This window comes from Aeromonas sp. QDB56 (assembly GCF_027705505.1).
GTDB classification, from domain to species: domain Bacteria; phylum Pseudomonadota; class Gammaproteobacteria; order Enterobacterales; family Aeromonadaceae; genus Aeromonas; species Aeromonas caviae.
Genome location: NZ_JAPDBZ010000033.1, coordinates 15,571 through 32,885, shown reverse-complemented (window position 1 = coordinate 32,885; position 17,315 = coordinate 15,571). Strand labels below are relative to the sequence as shown.

General features: G+C 65.0%; 10 protein-coding genes and 1 pseudogene. 3 read left to right on the top strand and 8 right to left on the bottom strand.

What is annotated here, in order from left to right; genetic code table 11:
- Positions 1 to 359: 359 nt before the first annotated feature.
- On the top strand, positions 360 to 1,754 hold the full coding sequence (gene dnaB / locus OKB81_RS07770) for a replicative DNA helicase (RefSeq protein ID WP_039040054.1): 1,395 nt from the start codon (positions 360 to 362) through the stop codon (positions 1,752 to 1,754).
- A 134-nt stretch (positions 1,755 to 1,888) separates the two neighbouring features.
- Positions 1,889 to 2,962, top strand: coding sequence for an alanine racemase (gene alr / locus OKB81_RS07765; RefSeq protein ID WP_109111699.1), 1,074 nt, complete (start codon positions 1,889 to 1,891; stop codon positions 2,960 to 2,962).
- Between the two features lie 157 nt (positions 2,963 to 3,119).
- On the opposite strand, the gene putA is transcribed toward alr, so the two are convergent.
- Positions 3,120 to 7,067 (bottom strand): trifunctional transcriptional regulator/proline dehydrogenase/L-glutamate gamma-semialdehyde dehydrogenase, encoded by a 3,948-nt coding sequence (gene putA, locus OKB81_RS07760; protein WP_160836572.1) that lies wholly within the window; start codon positions 7,065 to 7,067, stop codon positions 3,120 to 3,122.
- Positions 7,068 to 7,465: 398 nt separating this feature from the next.
- On the opposite strand from putA, the gene OKB81_RS07755 reads away from it, so the two are divergent.
- Positions 7,466 to 7,903 (top strand): VOC family protein, encoded by a 438-nt coding sequence (locus OKB81_RS07755; RefSeq protein ID WP_104454669.1) that lies wholly within the window; start codon positions 7,466 to 7,468, stop codon positions 7,901 to 7,903.
- 137 nt (positions 7,904 to 8,040) lie between these two features.
- On the opposite strand, the gene fumC is transcribed toward OKB81_RS07755, so the two are convergent.
- The 7 genes and pseudogenes from fumC to OKB81_RS07720 form a co-directional block, all read right to left on the bottom strand.
- Positions 8,041 to 9,432, bottom strand: a complete 1,392-nt coding sequence (fumC, locus tag OKB81_RS07750) for a class II fumarate hydratase (protein ID WP_119197379.1) — start codon at positions 9,430 to 9,432, stop codon at positions 8,041 to 8,043.
- A 79-nt stretch (positions 9,433 to 9,511) separates the two neighbouring features.
- On the bottom strand, positions 9,512 to 10,279 hold the full coding sequence (gene pepE / locus OKB81_RS07745) for a dipeptidase PepE (protein WP_160836571.1): 768 nt from the start codon (positions 10,277 to 10,279) through the stop codon (positions 9,512 to 9,514).
- Between the two features lie 216 nt (positions 10,280 to 10,495).
- On the bottom strand, positions 10,496 to 12,304 hold the full coding sequence (locus OKB81_RS07740) for a carbon starvation CstA family protein (RefSeq protein ID WP_109111695.1): 1,809 nt from the start codon (positions 12,302 to 12,304) through the stop codon (positions 10,496 to 10,498).
- Between the two features lie 211 nt (positions 12,305 to 12,515).
- Positions 12,516 to 13,253, bottom strand: coding sequence for a two-component system response regulator BtsR (gene btsR / locus OKB81_RS07735; protein ID WP_043167151.1), 738 nt, complete (start codon positions 13,251 to 13,253; stop codon positions 12,516 to 12,518).
- On the bottom strand, positions 13,247 to 14,941 hold the full coding sequence (locus OKB81_RS07730; RefSeq protein ID WP_109111694.1) for a sensor histidine kinase: 1,695 nt from the start codon (positions 14,939 to 14,941) through the stop codon (positions 13,247 to 13,249). The genes btsR and OKB81_RS07730 overlap by 7 nt, the downstream gene beginning before the upstream one ends.
- Before the next feature lie 153 nt (positions 14,942 to 15,094).
- Positions 15,095 to 16,403, bottom strand: a pseudogene (locus OKB81_RS07725) (endonuclease/exonuclease/phosphatase family protein).
- Positions 16,404 to 16,485: 82 nt separating this feature from the next.
- On the bottom strand, positions 16,486 to 17,217 hold the full coding sequence (locus tag OKB81_RS07720) for an EAL domain-containing protein (RefSeq protein WP_109112803.1): 732 nt from the start codon (positions 17,215 to 17,217) through the stop codon (positions 16,486 to 16,488).
- Positions 17,218 to 17,315: the final 98 nt, after the last annotated feature.

Sequence of the window (17,315 nt, the reverse complement as noted above, 5' to 3'; positions counted from 1 at the left end):
ACTGTGCTCGGTGATTGATCCGGGAGATCAGATCACCACTTGGCTAGATAGTTCCCCGATTTGTGCAACAAGGCCGAACAGATTGAGTCGTCCGACAGGGGGGCACCCATGAGACACAGACGGCCGAGTTGCTCGGTGCGCAGGTTGCGCAACAAGCAAAGAGCAAGAACGAAAGATCAGACCCTGGTCTGGCCCTTTCTCGTACTGTGAGGCAGGTCTGCGGCGCAGAAGTGGATGACGCTGACGAGGCCAGGGTCCCGTCTTGTCGCCGGATGCGATGACGGGACGTATTAGCACTCGCGATGGCGGGGTTTCTTTTGTAAAATTCCCGTCCCCTTCCCGCTGCGGTTTTTATGTGTATGGCAGAGCAAGTGACGGCGAAAAAAGACGCCAAGACACAACAGCTGAAAGTACCTCCCCACTCTTTTGAGGCCGAACAGTCCGTACTGGGCGGCCTGATGCTGGACAACGAGGCCTGGGATCGGGTCGCCGAACGGGTGATCGACAAGGATTTCTACAGCCGTCCGCACCGCCTGATCTTCCAGGCCATGACCCGCCTCTCCAATGCGGGCAACCCCATCGACCTCATCACCCTGCAGGAGGAGCTGGAGCGCTCCGAACAGCTGGAAGAGGCCGGTGGCTTCGCCTATCTGGTGGAGATCGCCAAGAACACCCCGAGTGCCGCCAACATCAGCGCCTACGCCGAAATCGTGCGCGAGCGTGCCGTGGTACGGGAGATGATCTCGGTCGCCAACGAGATAGTCGAAGCGGGCTACGAGCCCCAGGGGCGTACCTCCAACGATCTGCTGGACCTGGCCGAGAGCAAGGTATTCCAGATCGCCGAGCAGCGCACCAGCGCCAACGAGGGCCCCCAGCCCCTGAAGCTCATCCTCGAGCAGACCGTCGACAAGATTGAAGAGCTGTTCAAGACCCCCCACAACGGGGTGACCGGCGTGTCGTCCGGCTACAACGATCTGGACAAGATGACCGCCGGCCTGCAGCGTTCGGATCTGGTCATCGTCGCCGCCCGTCCCTCCATGGGCAAGACCACCTTTGCCATGAACCTGTGCGAGCACGCGGCCCTCACCGCCGACAAGCCGGTGCTGATCTTCTCCCTCGAGATGCCCTCCGAGCAGATCATCATGCGTATGCTCGCCTCCGTGGGGCGCATCGACCAGACCAAGGTGCGGACCGGCCAGCTCGACGACGAGGATTGGGCGCGGCTCTCCTCCACCATGGGGCTGCTGCTGGAGAAGGGGAAGATGTACATCGACGACTCCTCCGGCCTCACCCCGACCGAAGTGCGCTCCCGTGCCCGCCGGGTGGCGCGGGACAACGGCGGCATCAGCATGATCATGGTGGACTACCTGCAACTGATGCGGGTGCCGGCGCTGTCTGACAACCGAACTCTGGAAATCGGTGAAATCTCCCGCTCCCTCAAGGCGCTGGCGAAAGAGTTGCAGTGCCCCGTGGTGGCGCTCTCCCAGCTGAACCGAAGCCTGGAACAGCGTGCCGACAAGCGCCCGGTCAACTCGGATCTGCGGGAATCCGGCTCCATCGAGCAGGATGCGGACTTGATCATGTTCATCTACCGCGACGAGGTCTATCACGACGACAGCCCCGACAAGGGGATCGCCGAGATCATCATCGGTAAGCAGCGTAACGGCCCCATAGGACGAGTGCGGCTCACCTTCCAGGGTCAGTTCTCGCGCTTTGACAACTACGCGGGCCCGGCGTTTGATGATGACTACTAAGTCGGGAGCCTGCTCCCGGTATCCAGACACAGTTTTCCCGGTTCGACAATTCTGCCGGTCCGGCCTTAGACGATGAGATTTGAGGGCTGACACCACCCGGTGCCTGATTATCATGCCCTCGTAAGGGAAAACAGATGAAAGCGGCTATCGCCCAGATCAATACAGCGGCCCTGCGCCACAACCTCGCTGTGGTGAAACGCCACGCCCCCCAATGCAAGATCATTGCCGTGGTCAAGGCCAATGCCTACGGCCATGGGCTGCTGCCGGTTGCCCGCACCCTGGTGGATGCGGACGCCTACGCGGTGGCCCGCATCGAAGAGGCGCTGATGCTGCGCTCCTGCGCCGTGGTCAAGCCCATCGTGCTGCTGGAGGGCTTCTTCAGCGCCGCCGACCTGCCGGTGCTGGCGGCCAACAACCTGCAGACCGCGGTGCATACCTGGGAGCAGCTCGAAGCGTTGGAGCAGGCGGAGCTGCCTGCCCCCGTGGTGGCCTGGCTCAAGCTCGACACCGGCATGCACCGCCTCGGGGTACGGGCCGAGGAGATGCCCGCCTTTATCGAGCGCCTCGCCAAGTGCAAGAACGTGGTGCAGCCGTTCAACGTCATGACCCACTTCAGCCGCTCCGATGAGCTGGAGCAACCCACCACCCGCGAGCAGATCGACCTGTTCAGCCAGCTGACTGCGCCGCTGTCGGGCGAGCGCGCCATGGCCAACTCGGCGGGCATCCTGGCGTGGCCGGATTCCCACTGCGACTGGGTGCGCCCCGGCGTCATCCTCTACGGCGTGTCGCCTTTCCCCAATACGGTGGCGGCGGATTACGACCTCAAGCCGGTGATGACCCTCAAGACCCAGCTCATCGCGGTGCGCGATCACAAGGCGGGCGAGCCGGTAGGCTATGGCGCCAATTGGGTGTCGGATCGCGATACCCGGCTCGGGGTGATTGCCATCGGCTATGGCGACGGTTATCCGCGCATGGCCCCCAACGGCACGCCAGTGCTGGTCAATGGCCGCATCGTGCCTCTGGTGGGGCGTGTCTCCATGGACATGACCACGGTGGATCTCGGCCCCGGCGCCACCGACAAGGCCGGTGACGAGGCGGTGCTCTGGGGGGAAGGGCTGCCGGTAGAGCGGGTGGCCGACCAGATCGGCACCATTCCCTATGAGCTCATCACCAAGCTCACCTCCCGCGTCTTTATGGAGTACGTGTAGGCGAGTCGCCCCTCATCCCCCATCCTTCTCCCGCGAGGGGAGAAGGGAGAACCAAAAGGCCGCCCCGACAAGGGCGGCCTTTTTCATGGGCGTGTCCCAGAGACGAAAGAACAAGCCCCGCATCTGCGGGGCTTGAGTCTCCGTCACTATGTGGCGCTTAGCCTATGGTCATCAGGCTGGCGTTGCCACCGGCGGCGGCGGTGTTGACCGAGAGGGCGTGCTCGATGAGCAGGCGCTCCAGCGGGATGTCGGTCTCGCCGCGATGCAGGCCGTGCACACCGATGATGGCGCCGTTACGGGCTGCCTGGCGCGCGGCGGCGAGCTTGCTCACCTCTCGCAACTGATCCGAGTCGCCGTGGTGCAGCAGGGCATCGAAGTCCGTCTCCCCCGTTGCCCAGTCCGCCACCAGCGCAATGGGATCCCGCACCTCGGTCGGCAGGGAAGAGAGGAGGGCGCGTGTCTGGGCATCGTCCGGCAGCAGCACCTGGCTGCCGACCGCCAGACAGGCGGCCAGCTGGGCCAGCAGGTCGGCCTTCTCCTGGGCAAGACAGAGCACCCGTTCCCGGGGCAGCAGGCTGTAGCTGTTGCGCTCGCCGGTGGGGCCGGTCAGTAGCTGGGTACGGCCGCTCTGGGAGAGCGCGGCGTAGTGATCGCACAGGGCGGCGAGGGCCGGCTCCTGCTTGCTCGCCCAGTCGCGCAGGGCTACGAGGGGGGCTTTCGCCTCGGCATGCAGGGCACCGGACTCCTGGTGCAGCTGGTTGGCCACCGCCTCCTGGGGACGGGCGCCGAGCAGGCGATACATGTAGAGCGGGCCACCGGCCTTGGGACCGGTGCCGGAAAGCCCTTCCCCACCGAAGGGTTGCACCCCGACCACGGCGCCCACGATGTTGCGGTTGACGTAGAGGTTGCCCACCTTGGCCACGTTCACCACCTGGGCGATGGTCTCGTCGATGCGGGTATGAACACCCAGGGTCAGGCCGTAGCCGCTGTCGTTGATCTGCTCGAGCAACTCCCCGAGCCGGGTGCGCGGGTAGCGGACCAGGTGCAGCACAGGGCCGAACACTTCGCGTCCCAGTTCGTCCAGGCTGTCGAGCTCGATCAGGGTCGGCAGCACGAAGGTGCCGCGGCTGCAGGCATCCCCCTGGGTGCGAGCGATCTGATGCACCTTGCGCCCCTTGTCGCCCATCGCCTTGATGTGGCGCTCGATGTTGGTCTTGGCCTCGGTGTCGATGACGGGGCCGATGTCGGTGGAGAGGTGCTCGGGGCTGCCGACCTTGTACTCGGCCATGGCGCCCTTGAGCATCCGGATCACCCGATCCGCCACGTCATCCTGCACGCACAGCACTCGCAGGGCGGAGCAGCGCTGACCGGCGCTGTCGAACGCCGAGGAGATGACATCCATCACCACCTGTTCGGTCAAGGCGGAAGAGTCGACGATCATGGCGTTCTGGCCGCCGGTCTCGGCGATGAGGGGAATGGTGCGACCCTGGGCGTCGAGGCGACCGGCCAGGTTGCGGGAGATGATGCCCGCCACCTCGGTGGAGCCGGTGAACATGACGCCGCGCACCCGTTCGTCCGCGATGAGCGCCGCACCCACGGTCTCTCCACGGCCCGGCAGCAGTTGCACCGCACCGGCGGGAACCCCCGCTTCCAGCAGGATGCGCACCGCTTGTGCCGCGATGAGGGGGGTCTGCTCGGCAGGCTTGGCCAGCACCGTATTGCCGGCGGCCAGGGCCGCGCACACCTGGCCGCTGAAGATGGCCAGCGGGAAGTTCCAGGGGCTGATGCAGACCACGGGGCCGAGCGGTCTGTGGGTGTCGTTGGCGAAGTGGTTGCGCGCCTGGGCGGCGTAGTAGCGCAGGAAGTCCACCGCCTCGCGTACCTCGGCGATGGCGTTGGCGAAGGTCTTGCCGGATTCGCGAACCAGCAGGCCCATCAGGGGTTGCAGTTCGGATTCCATCAGATCGGCTGCCCTGTCCAGCACGGCGGCCCGCTCGGCTGGCGGGGTGGACTGCCAGATCTGGCCGCTCGTGAGGGAGCAGGCGAGCGCCTTGTCCACAAGCGCTACCGTGGATTCGCTCACCTGACCGACGACATCGCGGTGATCCGCCGGGTTGAGCACGGGCTGGAACTGGGTCGGCGCCTCGGTGTCGCAACCCAGCATGGGCACGGCTTGATAGGCGGTGTTGGTGCTGGCGAGCAGGGCGGCGGAGAGTGACCCCAGGCGGTGCTCGTTCGCGAGATCCAGACCTGCGGAGTTCGGGCGCGCCTCGCCGTAGAGATCCCGGGGCAGGGGGATGCGCGGATGGGGCAGACCCAGGGTCCCTTCACGGGCGGCCATCTGCTCGATCTGCTGCACCGGATCCTGCACCAGATCCGAGAGGGAGATGTTGTTGTCCGCGATGCGGTTGACGAAGGAGGTGTTGGCCCCGTTCTCCAGCAGGCGGCGCACCAGGTAGGCGAGCAGGGTCTCATGGCTGCCCACCGGAGCATAGATGCGGCAGGGACGACCCAGCTTGCCGTCGGCCACCTTGCCGACCACCTGTTCGTAGAGCGGTTCACCCATGCCGTGCAGGCACTGGAACTCGTACTGGCCCGGGTAGTAGTTCTGACCCGCCAGCTGATAGATGGCAGACAGGGAGTGGGCGTTGTGGGTGGCGAACTGGGGATAGATGGCCTCGGGCACCGCCAGCAGCTTGCGGGCGCAGGCGAGGTAGGAGACGTCCGTGTAGGGCTTGCGGGTATAGACCGGGTAGCCTTCCAGCCCTTCCTGCTGGGCGCGCTTGATCTCGCTGTCCCAGTAGGCGCCCTTCACCAGACGGATCATCAGGCGGTGACGGCTGCGCTTGGCGAGATCGATGACGTAGTCGATCACATAGGGGCAGCGCTTCTGGTAGGCCTGGATGACGAAGCCGATGCCGTTCCAGTCGGCGAGGGACGGATCGAAGCAGAGCTTCTCCAGCAGATCGAGGGAGATCTCCAGGCGATCGGCCTCTTCGGCGTCGATGTTGATGCCGATGTCATACTGCCTGGCGAGCTGGGTCAGGCCCAGCAAGGTGGGGTAGAGCTCCTCCATGACGCGATCGTACTGGGCGCGGCTGTAGCGCGGATGCAGGGCGGAGAGTTTGATGGAGATACCCGGCCCCTCGTAGATGCCGCGACCGTGGGAGGCCTTGCCGATGGCGTGGATGGCCTGCTCGTAGGAGGCCAGATAGCGTTTGGCGTCCTCCTCGGTCAGGGCCGCTTCCCCCAGCATGTCGTAGGAGTAGCGGAACCCCTTGCTCTCCATGCCGCCTGCGTTCGCCAGCGCCTCGGCGATGGTCTCGCCGGTGACGAACTGTTCACCCATCAGGCGCATCGCCATGTCGACGCCCTTGCGGATGAGCGGCTCACCCCCCTTGCCGATGAGTCCCTTGAGGGAGCTGTTCATGCCCGCCTCGTTGTGGGTGGCCACCAGCTTGCCGGTGATGAGCAGACCCCAGGAGGCCGCGTTGACGAACAATGAGGTGCTCTGGCCCAGGTGCTGGCTCCAGTTGCCGCCGCTTATCTTGTCGCGGATCAGGGCATCCCGGGTCGCCTTGTCGGGGATGCGCAGCAGCGCCTCCGCCAGGCACATCAGGGCCACCCCTTCCTGGGAGGAGAGGGAGAACTCCTGAAGCAGCCCCTGCACCAGGCCCTGACGGCCGCTGGCGCTCTTCTGGTTGCGCAGCTTCTCGGCGATGCCCATGGCCAGCTTCTGGGTCGCGTCAGCCTTCTCCTTGGGCAGACGAGCCTGCTCCAGCAGCATGGGGACGGCTTCGGTCTCGGGGCGGCGATAAGCCCCCGTGATGGCGGCCCGCAGCACGGACTGGGGCAGAATGCTCTCGGCAAACTCGAGGAAGACCTGGATGTCCTGCTCGGTCAGGGTCTCGGCGGCCTCTTCCCCGGCGGCGGCAGCCAGCCCGGAGTGCTCGGGCGGGGTCAGACCGAGATCCAGTTGCTCCAGATAGGTGAAGATGGCTTGCTTGATCAGCCAGTGGGGAGTGCGATCCAGGGTCTGCGCAGCCTGTTTGAGGCGGTCGCGGGTCGCTTCATCGAGTTTGACGCCGAGGGTGGTAGTGGCCATGGGACTTCCTGTGTCTAGAAGGTAACAATATTACCGGACGGTTAAATTTCGCCGATGATGGTGCAACCAGGTGCAACCTTCAAGCAAGAAATTTTAATGTATTGGTTACATTGTTGAATTCTTCCATGAATCCGGTCTCCATCAGGCTCCTTTCAAGCCCGCCGCTTGTCCGCTTTTCACAGCATTATTAATGGGTTGGCAATGCATCTTATGAATGCCTACATGAGGTGCAACCCACTGCGAATCGGGTTGCACTTTTGCGTGTTCGACCGAGCCCGGGCTGTGAGCGCGGCTCCCCCGTGCGCAGAAGGGGGCGGAGCGCCACCTGACAGAGCCCCGTGCTCTTCTATGCTGTTAGCTGGCCACAGGGGCCAGCTATCGGTGACAAGGAGAAACCCATGGCGCGTGTCAGTACCTATCTCAATTTTGCCCGGGAGACGGAGGCTGCCTTCCTCTTCTATCGCGAAGTGTTCGGCGGAGACTTCAGCGGCCCCATCCACAGGTTCAAGGAGTCCCCGGGTTGCCCGGGCCAGCCCCCTTTGTCGGAGGAAGACGGGGAGCTGGTGATGCATGTGGCCCTGTCCATCCTTGGGGGTCACGTGCTGATGGGCACGGATGCTCCGGCCAGCATGGGGTTCACCCTGGTACAGGGCAACAACAGCTACCTCAACCTGGAGCCGGACAGCCGGGGCGAGACCGATCGCCTGTTCGCAGCCCTGGCCGAGGGAGGTCAGGTGGAGATGCCGCTGGCGGAGATGTTCTGGGGTGACTATTTCGGATCCCTGGTGGACAAGTTCGGCACCCACTGGATGTTCAACTGCCAGAGCAAGACCTGACGGCAGATCTGCAATGAAAAGGGCGCCATGGCGCCCTTTTCATCTTTATTGCCCATCACAGTCCCTATTTGCTGCGCCTGCCACCTGCGCTGGTATGCCCCGGGCATGGGATTGGGATTGCAGTGCGCTGAGCTGCCTTATGGCGTGCGACCCACCATGTCAGCGGGAATCACCCAGGCATCAAACTGCTCCGCGCTGAGGTGGCCCGAGGCAATGGCCGCCTCCCGCAGACTCAGCCCCTGATGGTGCGCCCGCTTGGCGATCTCGGCCGCCTTGTCATAGCCGATATGGGGGTTGAGGGCCGTCACCAGCATCAGGGAGCGGGAGAGCAGATCGTCGATCCTGGCCTGGTTCGGGGTGATGCCGACGGCGCAGTGGTCGTGGAAGCTCTGCATGCCGTCCGCCAGCAGCCGCACGCTCTGCAGGACGTTGTAGGCGATCATCGGCCTGAACACGTTGAGCTCGAAGTTGCCGCTGGCGCCGCCGATGTTGATGGCCACATCGTTGCCCATCACCTGGGCGCACAGCATGGTGAGCGCCTCGCACTGGGTCGGGTTGACCTTGCCGGGCATGATGGAGGAGCCGGGCTCGTTTTCCGGAATGATGAGTTCCCCCAGCCCGCTGCGGGGGCCGCTCGCGAGCCAGCGCACGTCGTTGGCGATCTTCATGAGGGAGGCCGCCAGCGTCTTGAGGGCGCCGTGGGCATGGACCTGGGCATCGCTCGCCGCCAGGACCTCGAACTTGTTGGGAGCGCTCACCAGCGGCAGACCGGTCTGCTCGGCCAGGGTCCTGGCCACCGCGTCGGCGAAACCTGGGGGGCAGTTGAGGCCGGTACCCACCGCCGTGCCCCCCAGCGCCAGCTCGCACAGATGGGGCAGGGCGGCCCGGATGTGGCGCTCCCCCTGACTGAGCTGGGCTACCCAGCCGGAGATCTCCTGCCCCAGGGTGAGGGGCGTGGCGTCCTGCAGGTGGGTGCGGCCTATCTTGACGATGTCGTCGAAGGCGGCGGCCTTGCTCGCCAGGGTCTCTTTCAGGGGGACGAGCGCCGGCAGCAGCCGGCCCGTGATGGCGGTGACGGCGGCCAGGTTCATGGCGCTCGGGAAGACGTCGTTGCTGGACTGGCTCTTGTTCACCTCGTCGTTGGGGTGTACCAGCCGCCCCTCGCCACGGGGGCCGCCGAGCAGCTCGCTGGCCCGGTTCGCCAGCACCTCGTTGAGGTTCATGTTGGTCTGGGTGCCGGAGCCGGTCTGCCACACCATCAGGGGAAACTCGGCGTCGTGCTGGCCGCACAGGATCTCGTCGGCGGCCGCCATGATGGCCTGGGCCTTGCGCGCGGGCAGCAGTCCCAGGGCGTGATTGACCCTGGCACAGGCGGACTTGATGCGGGCCAGGGCATGGATGATCTCCCTGGGCTGGCGCTCTCCCGAGATGTTGAAGTGGTGCAGGGAGCGCTGGGTCTGGGCGCCCCAGAGCCGATCGACCGGGACGGCGATCTCCTCGAGGCTGTCGTGTTCAATCCTGATGGTCATGGTGCCTCCCGCCGGCAGGAAAAGGGGCGAGGGAAGATCCCTTGCCCCTCACAGCATGGCAAATCCCGCGGGCGAACGCTCAGGTCACCGCGGTCGTCATGGCCCCGGCCAGGGGGTGAAACGGCGTCAGCCCGGCCAGGGGCGCGGCCGTGATGAACTCCTGAGTGGTCTCACCGTGCTTGAAGATCTTGAAGCCCTCGCCCCGGGCGCTCCAGTATTCGATGCTCTCGCCGCCGTGCTCGCCGCTTACCTGAAGCAGGCTCCCTTCGCGCAGGGCCACCACGGACTCGCTCGGGTTGATGGCACAGAACTCGGCGAGCCGCTCGTCCCGGGTCTCCCCCATGTGGCCGCTGATGCCGGCATCCAGGTAGTGGTGGGGGTTGATCTGCAGGGGGAACAGGCCCAGCGCCGGCAGCACGGCGGCGCTGCACACCGGCATGTCGTTGGTGGTGAGGATGCTGGGGGTAGCCACGTTGCAGCCGGCGCTCCAGCCCACATAGGGCACGCCCCGCTCGCGCACGGCGCGCTGGATGGGCACCACCAGGCCGTATTCGTGCAGCAGCTGGTTCAGGCGCCAGGTGTTGCCGCCGCTGATGAAGATGGCGTCGGCCCGCTGGATGGCATCCACCGGATCGTCGAAGTGGTGGATGCTGATGGCCTTCACCCCCAGGCTCTCGCTGAGTTCGAAGGCGCGGGCGTTCCAGTCGCTGCGGATCACCGCGTAGGGGATGAGCAGGATGCGCTTGACCTGTTTGCGGGCGAGCAGGGTTTGTACCCGCTCCCGGGCCCAGCCGAGCAGGCCGGGGTGTTCTGTGGTTTTGCCGTTGCTGAGCAGAAGCAGTTCCATGAAAGCTGTCCTCAAAGGGTGAAAGCGGAGGAGGGAGGATCACTTGGGCCGGTGCGGCCAAGTGGCCGTCGGGGCATGCTAGCACCCCGGGCCGGGCGGTTCTGTGATCCGGGGACCCATTCAACCACAGCGAAGGGGCGGGTCAATGCCAATGGATGAATGCGCAGCGCCAATGAAAGACCCCGCCGAGGCGGGGTCCGAGGAGGGCTGGACGGATCAGGAGGCGGTCGCCTCGGCCACCCGGAACTCGGGCTGCTGGCGCAGCTTCCACAGCTCGCTCCACTTGCGCAGGGCGGAGATCAGGATCAGCGCCCCCAGCACCAGCATGATGAGGGAGATGGCGCCGTTCATCGGGTTGTAGCCCTTGGCGGCCGAGTTGAAGTAGACGTTGCGCATCATCCAGTAACCGGCGTAGTTGACGGTGACGAACAGGTAGGCCAGCGGGATCAGGCAGGTCAGCATGTAGCGGCGCTTGTGGGCCAGTCGCAAGATGATGGTGGCGCCTATGATGAGGCCCACCGAGGCCATCAGCTGGTTCGAGACCCCGAACAGCGCCCACACAGAGCCGATATCGCCGGACATCAGCAGATAGCCCCACATCACGCAGGCGAGCACGCTGGCCCCGATGGCGCCCGGCATCCAGTCGATGCGCTTGAGGGGCGGGTAGAACTCGCCGAAGAAGTCCTGGATCAGGTAGCGGGAGACCCGGGTGCCGGAGTCGACGGCGGTCAGGATGAAGACCGCTTCGAACATCACCACGAACTGGAAGAAGTAGGAGGCGAGGTTACTGAACCAGGGCACCTTGGTGAAGATGTAGGACATGCCCACCGCCAGGGTGACGGCGCCGCCGGTGCGACCGTTCAGATCCATGCCGATCTCCTGGGAGAGGAAGGGCAGGTCCACCACCTGCATCCCCAGCTTGGCGAAGGCCTCCGGGGTGGCGTTGATGGCGAAGTAGTCCGCCGGGTGCAGGGCGGTGGCGGCGATCAGCGCCATCACGCCCACCACGCATTCGGCCAGCATGGCACCGAAGGCGACCGGCAGGATGTCGTTCCACTTGTCCACCAGTTTCGGGGTGGTGCCCGAGCCGATGAAGGCGTGGAAGCCGGAGATGGCGCCACAGGCGATGGTGATGGAGATGAAGGGCCAGACCGGGCCGCCCAGTACCGGGCCGCCGCCGTGGACGAACTGGGTCATGGCGGGGAACTGGATCTCGGGGTTGATGCAGATGACGCCGATCACCAGGGCGCCGAACACGCCGATCTTCATGAAGCTGGAGATGTAGCCGCGCGGGGTGAGCAGCAGCCAGACCGGCAGGGCGGTGGCGAAGAAGGCATAGATGGGCAGCGCCAGACTGATGGTCTCGGCGCGCAGGGTCAGCCAGGCACCGAAGGCGCTCTCCTGCACGTAGGGGCCGAAGAAGACGCAGGCCAGCACGGCGATGAAGCCCACCCAGGAGGCGGCTTGCAGGTTGCCGGTCAGCTTGTGCCAGATCCCCACCACCATGGAGATGGGGATGGTCATGAAGACCGCAAACACGCCCCAGGCGTTACGCTCCAGCGCGTGCACCACCACCATGGAGAGACCCGCCATGGTGATGGTGATGATGAACAGCATGGCGAGCCCCGTGCACCAGCCGGCGATGGGGCCGAGCTCGGCCTTGGCCACCTCGGAGAGGGACTTGCCCTGATGCTTCATGGAGGCGAACAGCACCACGGTGTCGTGCACCGCGCCGCCGATGACGCAGCCGATCAGCAGCCAGAGGAAGCTCGGCAGGTAGCCGTACTGGGCGGCCAGGACCGGGCCCACCAGGGGGCCGGCGGCGGCGATGGCCGCGAAGTGCTGGCCGAAGTTGACCCACTTGTTGGTCGGCACATAGTTCTTGCCATCTTCCAGCTCGTGGGAGGGGGTGACCAGCTTGTCGTCGGCCCGCAGCACCTTGCGCACAAAGAACACGCCGTAGAGGCGATAGGCGATGGCGAGGATGCAGAGGGCCGCAATGACGAAGGTGATTGCGTGTTGCATGACGGAGTTTCCTTTTCCTGCGGCCAATCTGGCCGGGCTCAGGCTGCACTCTACGCAGGCGGCAGGGAAAGGGGAGCGCAGAAAGGGTCAGTGGCAGAGGGCCGCCCGCGAGCGGCAGAAAAGCGGCCCCGAGCGGTTTGAGGGATGAGCCGGCGGGCGCGGGAAGCGGGTGAGCGGTAACGGGCAGGGGACGGGGCGAGTGGCCCGCCCCTCAGGGGATCTCCAACAATTCTTTGAGGGGCTTGAGGTAGCGCCGGCTCACCGGCACCTTGTGGCCGCCCTGGGTCACCACCTCCGCCAGGCCGCCGTCCAGCAGCAGGATCTCGCGGATCTGGCCCGGGTTGAGCAGGTACTGGCGGTGACAGCGCACGAAGCCGGTCTTCTCCTCCAGGGTGCGCAGGGTCAGCTCGGTGGTGCCTTGCTGCTGGGCGCTCACCACCTTGTTGCCGGCCAGATCGCTGTGGACGAACTCCACCTCGCCAAGGGGCAGCAGCAGGATGCGGTTGTGGCCGCTGCAGGGAATGCTGCGCAGGGGCTGGGCGATGCGGGTCGGATCCGGCAGCGGTTGGCCCGCCAGCTCACCCTTTGGCGAAAGCAGCCGCTGGATGCGCTCCAGCGCCTTGTTCATCCGTTCGCTGGTGACCGGCTTGAGCAGGTAGTCGAGGGCGTTCTCCTCGAACGCGCGCAGGGCAAACTCGTCGTAGGCGGTGATGAAGACGATGTGGGGGCGCAAGTCCGGGTCCAGCATGCTCACCAGCTCCAGCCCGCTGATGCGCGGCATCTGGATGTCGAGAAACAGCAAGTCGGGTTTCAGGCGATGGATGGCGGGCAGCGCCTCCATGGCGTGGGCACACTCCCCCAGCAGGCGGATGTTGCCCGCCTGCTCCAGCAGCAGCCGCAGCTCCTCGCGGGCGAGGGGTTCATCGTCGACGATCAGGGCGGTCAGCATGGGCTCTCCTGCAGGGGAAGGGTGATCCTCACCCGGGTGAATTGATGGGGGACGCAGTGAATGGTGACCCCGTACTCGGCGCCGTAACGGGCCTTGATGCGCCGGTCCACTATGTTCATGCCAAGGCCGCTCTCCTCCCGCTTGGCCTGATAGAGGCCGGCGTTGTCACAGACCTCCAGCACCAGCTGCTCGCCCTCCTGTCGCGCGGTCAGGGTCAGTCGGCCGGGCTCGAACATCTGGGAGATGCCGTGCTTGATGGCGTTCTCGACGATGGGCTGCAGGGAGAAGGTGGGCAGCCGGTACTCCAGCAGCGGCTCGGGAATGTCGATCTGCACGCTCAGGTGCTCGGCGAAGCGGGCCTGCTCGATGTGCAGGTAGGCGTTCACATGCTCCAGCTCGTCGGCCAGGGTCACCTCGTCCCCTTGCCGCTTGAGGTTCTTGCGAAAGAAGGTGGAGAGGTGGTGCACCAGGGTGCGGGCATCCTCGGGGTCGCGCCGGATCACCGCCGCCAGGGTGTTGAGGGCGTTGAACAGGAAGTGCGGGTTGATCTGCGCCTGCAACAGCTTGATCTCCGACTGGGCCAGCAGCCGCTTCTGCTCGTTGTATTTGCCCGCCAGGATCTGGCCGGAGAGCAGCCGCGCAATCCCCTCTCCCAGGGTGCGGTTGATGGAGGAGAAGAACTTGCGCTTGGGCTCGTAGAGCTTGATGGTGCCCACCACGGAGCCCTCTTCCCCCCGCAGCGGAATGACCAGGGAGGAGCCGAGCCGGCACTGGGGATGCAGGTTGCAGCTGTAGGGAATGAGGTTGCCGTCGGCATAGACCACCTCGTTGTGCTGGATCGCCTTGAAGGTGTGGGCCGAGTTGATGGCGGTGCCCGGCAGGTGGTGATCCTCGCCGATGCCGATGAAGGCGAGCAGCTTCTCCCGATCCGTGATGGCCACCGCGCCCACCCCGGTCTCCTCGTAGAGGATGCGCGCCATCTGCTGGCACGCCTGCTGGGTGAAGCCCTTGTCCAGCACCCGCATCGCCCGTTCGGCGATCTTGAGGGCGCGGGCGGAGAAGGCGACCGAGTACTTCTCCAGCATGGCGCGGTGATCGAGGATCATCCGCATGAACATGGCGGCCCCCAGGGTATTGGCCACCAGCATGGGGGCGATGATGTTCTCGATGAGATGGACGGCGTCGTCATACGGACGGGCCACCAGCAAGATGATCCCCATCTGCATCAGCTCGGCGATGAGGGCCACAGATCCCACTACCCAGGGGCTGAACAGCAGATCGAGCCGGTGGCGGGCGACGAAGTGGCGGTGCACCAGGCCGCCGAGCAGTCCCTCGGCGATGGTGGAGAAGGTGCAGGCCAGGGCGGTGAAGCCCCCCAGCGAGTAGCGATGGATGCCGCCGGTGAGCCCCACCAGCAGACCCACCACAGGGCCGCCGACTATGCCCCCGAGCACGGCGCCGATGGCGCGGGTATTGGCGATGGAGTCCTCGACTCTCAGGCCAAAGTAGGTACCCATGACGCAGAAGCCGGAGAAGATGAGGTAGCAGAGGATCTTGTGGGGCCAGCTCAGGGTCACCTGGGTCAGCGGCATGAAGAGCGGCGTCTTGGAGAGCAGCCAGGCGATCACCAGATAGACGCAGAGCTGCTGGAAGAGAGATATCACGAGCGCGAATTGTTCGAAAGCCACGGCACACTATCTCGAAAGGGATGCTCATCCAATGGACGCGGAGTATTAGCAAACCCCGATTTGCGCCGCAAGCCGCGGGCGCCGGAATAGCGCGCCTGCGCACAGATTTGCCGGCACCCTGAGCCAAAGGCATCCCTTCACCCTGGCTGCCGGTCAATCGAGCGCGACGTCGACCCACACCAGGCGGTGATCCGAGCTGACCCCCTTGGCGATGCCGAGCTTGGCGTCATACACCAGGTGATGGCCAGGCTCGAAGCTGGCCGGCCAGAACACGCCGGAGGCGACCGCGTTCAGGTTGGCGGAAGGCAGCACGTGGTCGAGCTGCAGGCCGCTGCTGCTGGTGATGCGCTCCGGGGTGGGGCGGTTGTTGTTGCGCTTGCACTGATCCGGCTGGCTGGCGAGGCACTCGGGGCCGCCCTGGCTGACCGGGATCAGGGCGCCCTTGGTGACGGCCTGGTTGACCAGCACATGGTCGTGCAGATCCCGGATGGCGGTGCGATCCCCGTCGCCAATCTGGGGATCGGCGTTGAGATCGCCGGCGATGACGAACCTGGCGCCCACGGGCAGGCCACCGGCCTTGCCGGCGTCATCCACCATGTAGCTTTCCCCTTCCACATAGTCCTGCCAGAAGGCGACCTCGGCGCGGTTTCGCCTGACGTTGTGGCGCGCCGCGTTGCCGAAGATGGGCGGGGTCGGGTGGGAGATAAGGAAGTGGATCACCTCCTCCCTGTCTCCCTGCCTGATGTGCACCGGCACGTCGGCGTGGTTCTTGGACGAGAGCGGGTACTGCTGCCAGGCTGCATCTGAATACCAGGCATCGCCACACTGGCGGCCGCTCGGGATCGGTGCCCTGGGGTTGTGGCAATCGTCGATGACCGGGTTTGCTTCGCCCGGCATCTCCTTCCACTTGAATTTCTGGAAGGTGCGGATCTGCCTGGTATCGATGGGGTACCGGGACATTACGGCGAAGGCGTACTGGCCGTGATAGTTGCCAAAGCCCCAGGCGTCGTCCGGCCCGTTGTTGCGCTTTCCGTCCAGGTTGAGGTCATGGCCGCTCATCAGGCCGGTGTTGGTGGCGAAGTTCTGCAGCACCGGGTAGCCGATGGCCTTCACCTCGTCGTGCTGGGCATAGGCCAGGTAGTTCGCGTTGAAGGCTTTGAGGTCCGTGGTGTCGCTGCCCTTGCCGTCATTGTCGAATTCGCTCAGCAGCAACACGTCCGGCCGGGTGCGCTGCACTATCTCGGCGATGTTGCGGATCTGCTGCACGTCGAGGGCCTTGGTCTTCTCGGCGCCGCTCAAGGTGCCGTCGGCGAGGCGCGCCAGCAGGGCATCCTGCTCGGTGCGGGTCAGGGCGAGCTCTTCCCCCAGCATGCCGGGTGCAGTGCGATCGAAGGCGAGATTGAAGGTGGCAAAGCGAACCATGGCGGGCCTCGGCGTCAGTGTGGCCGGGACAGCCTGCCATCTTTGGCAGGAAAATGGCAGCACCCTGCCGAATTTCATGGGAAAGGTGCCCGGGTTTCCCCCGTGACACGCAAGCGCCCGGCTCAGGCCCAGCGGGAGAGAGGGGAGGGAATGGCGTAGGCGTAGCCCTGCTGGTAGTCGCAGCCCAGCCGGTTCGCCACCTCGATATGGGCCTGGGTCTCCACCCCCTCGCACACCACGGCCATGCCGAGTCGTTGCAGGTATTTCACCAGACCCGTCAGCATGTTGAGGGCGTGGCTACTTCGCGCAGCCTGAAGCAGCAGGGAGCGATCCAGCTTCACGATCTCGTAGGGGAGCATCATCAGGCGCTGGAAATTGCACGCCAGGGAGCCGAAGTCGTCACAGGCGATGTGGGCGCCATGGGCCCGCAACACCTCGATCATCTCCCTGTGCTGGTGTTTGATCCTGACGTGCTCCAGCACCTCGAACCAGATGTCGATCCCCAGCTTGCGGGCCTGGAGCAGCACCAGCAACAGCAGATTGCGGTAGGTGGGGCTGGAGAGCGCCGGATTGAGGTTGATGGAGAGCGCATAGGGGCCTTTTTGGGCGAGCACGGGCAGATCGCGCATGATGGCCCTGAGCATGACGATATCGAGGTGCAGAGCGTCATCTTCGCCGAGGGCGGCAAAATCGATGCACTGATAACCCTGGCTATCGGCATCCCAGCGCCTGGCCAGCACCTCATACCCCTTGACTTGACGATCCTGGCCGATGATGGGCTGATAAAAGGGGACGACGATATCCGCCATGTTGGCCATGGCCCTTACGGGAGACTCTTCTTTGAACGCAAACATGGTTCTCACCTGACGGGAACATGGTTACGCATCATACAGGGAGGGTCTAAAGGGAGGCTGTAGGAAGAGTCTGATAATGGGCCCTGCTTGGGCGTGGG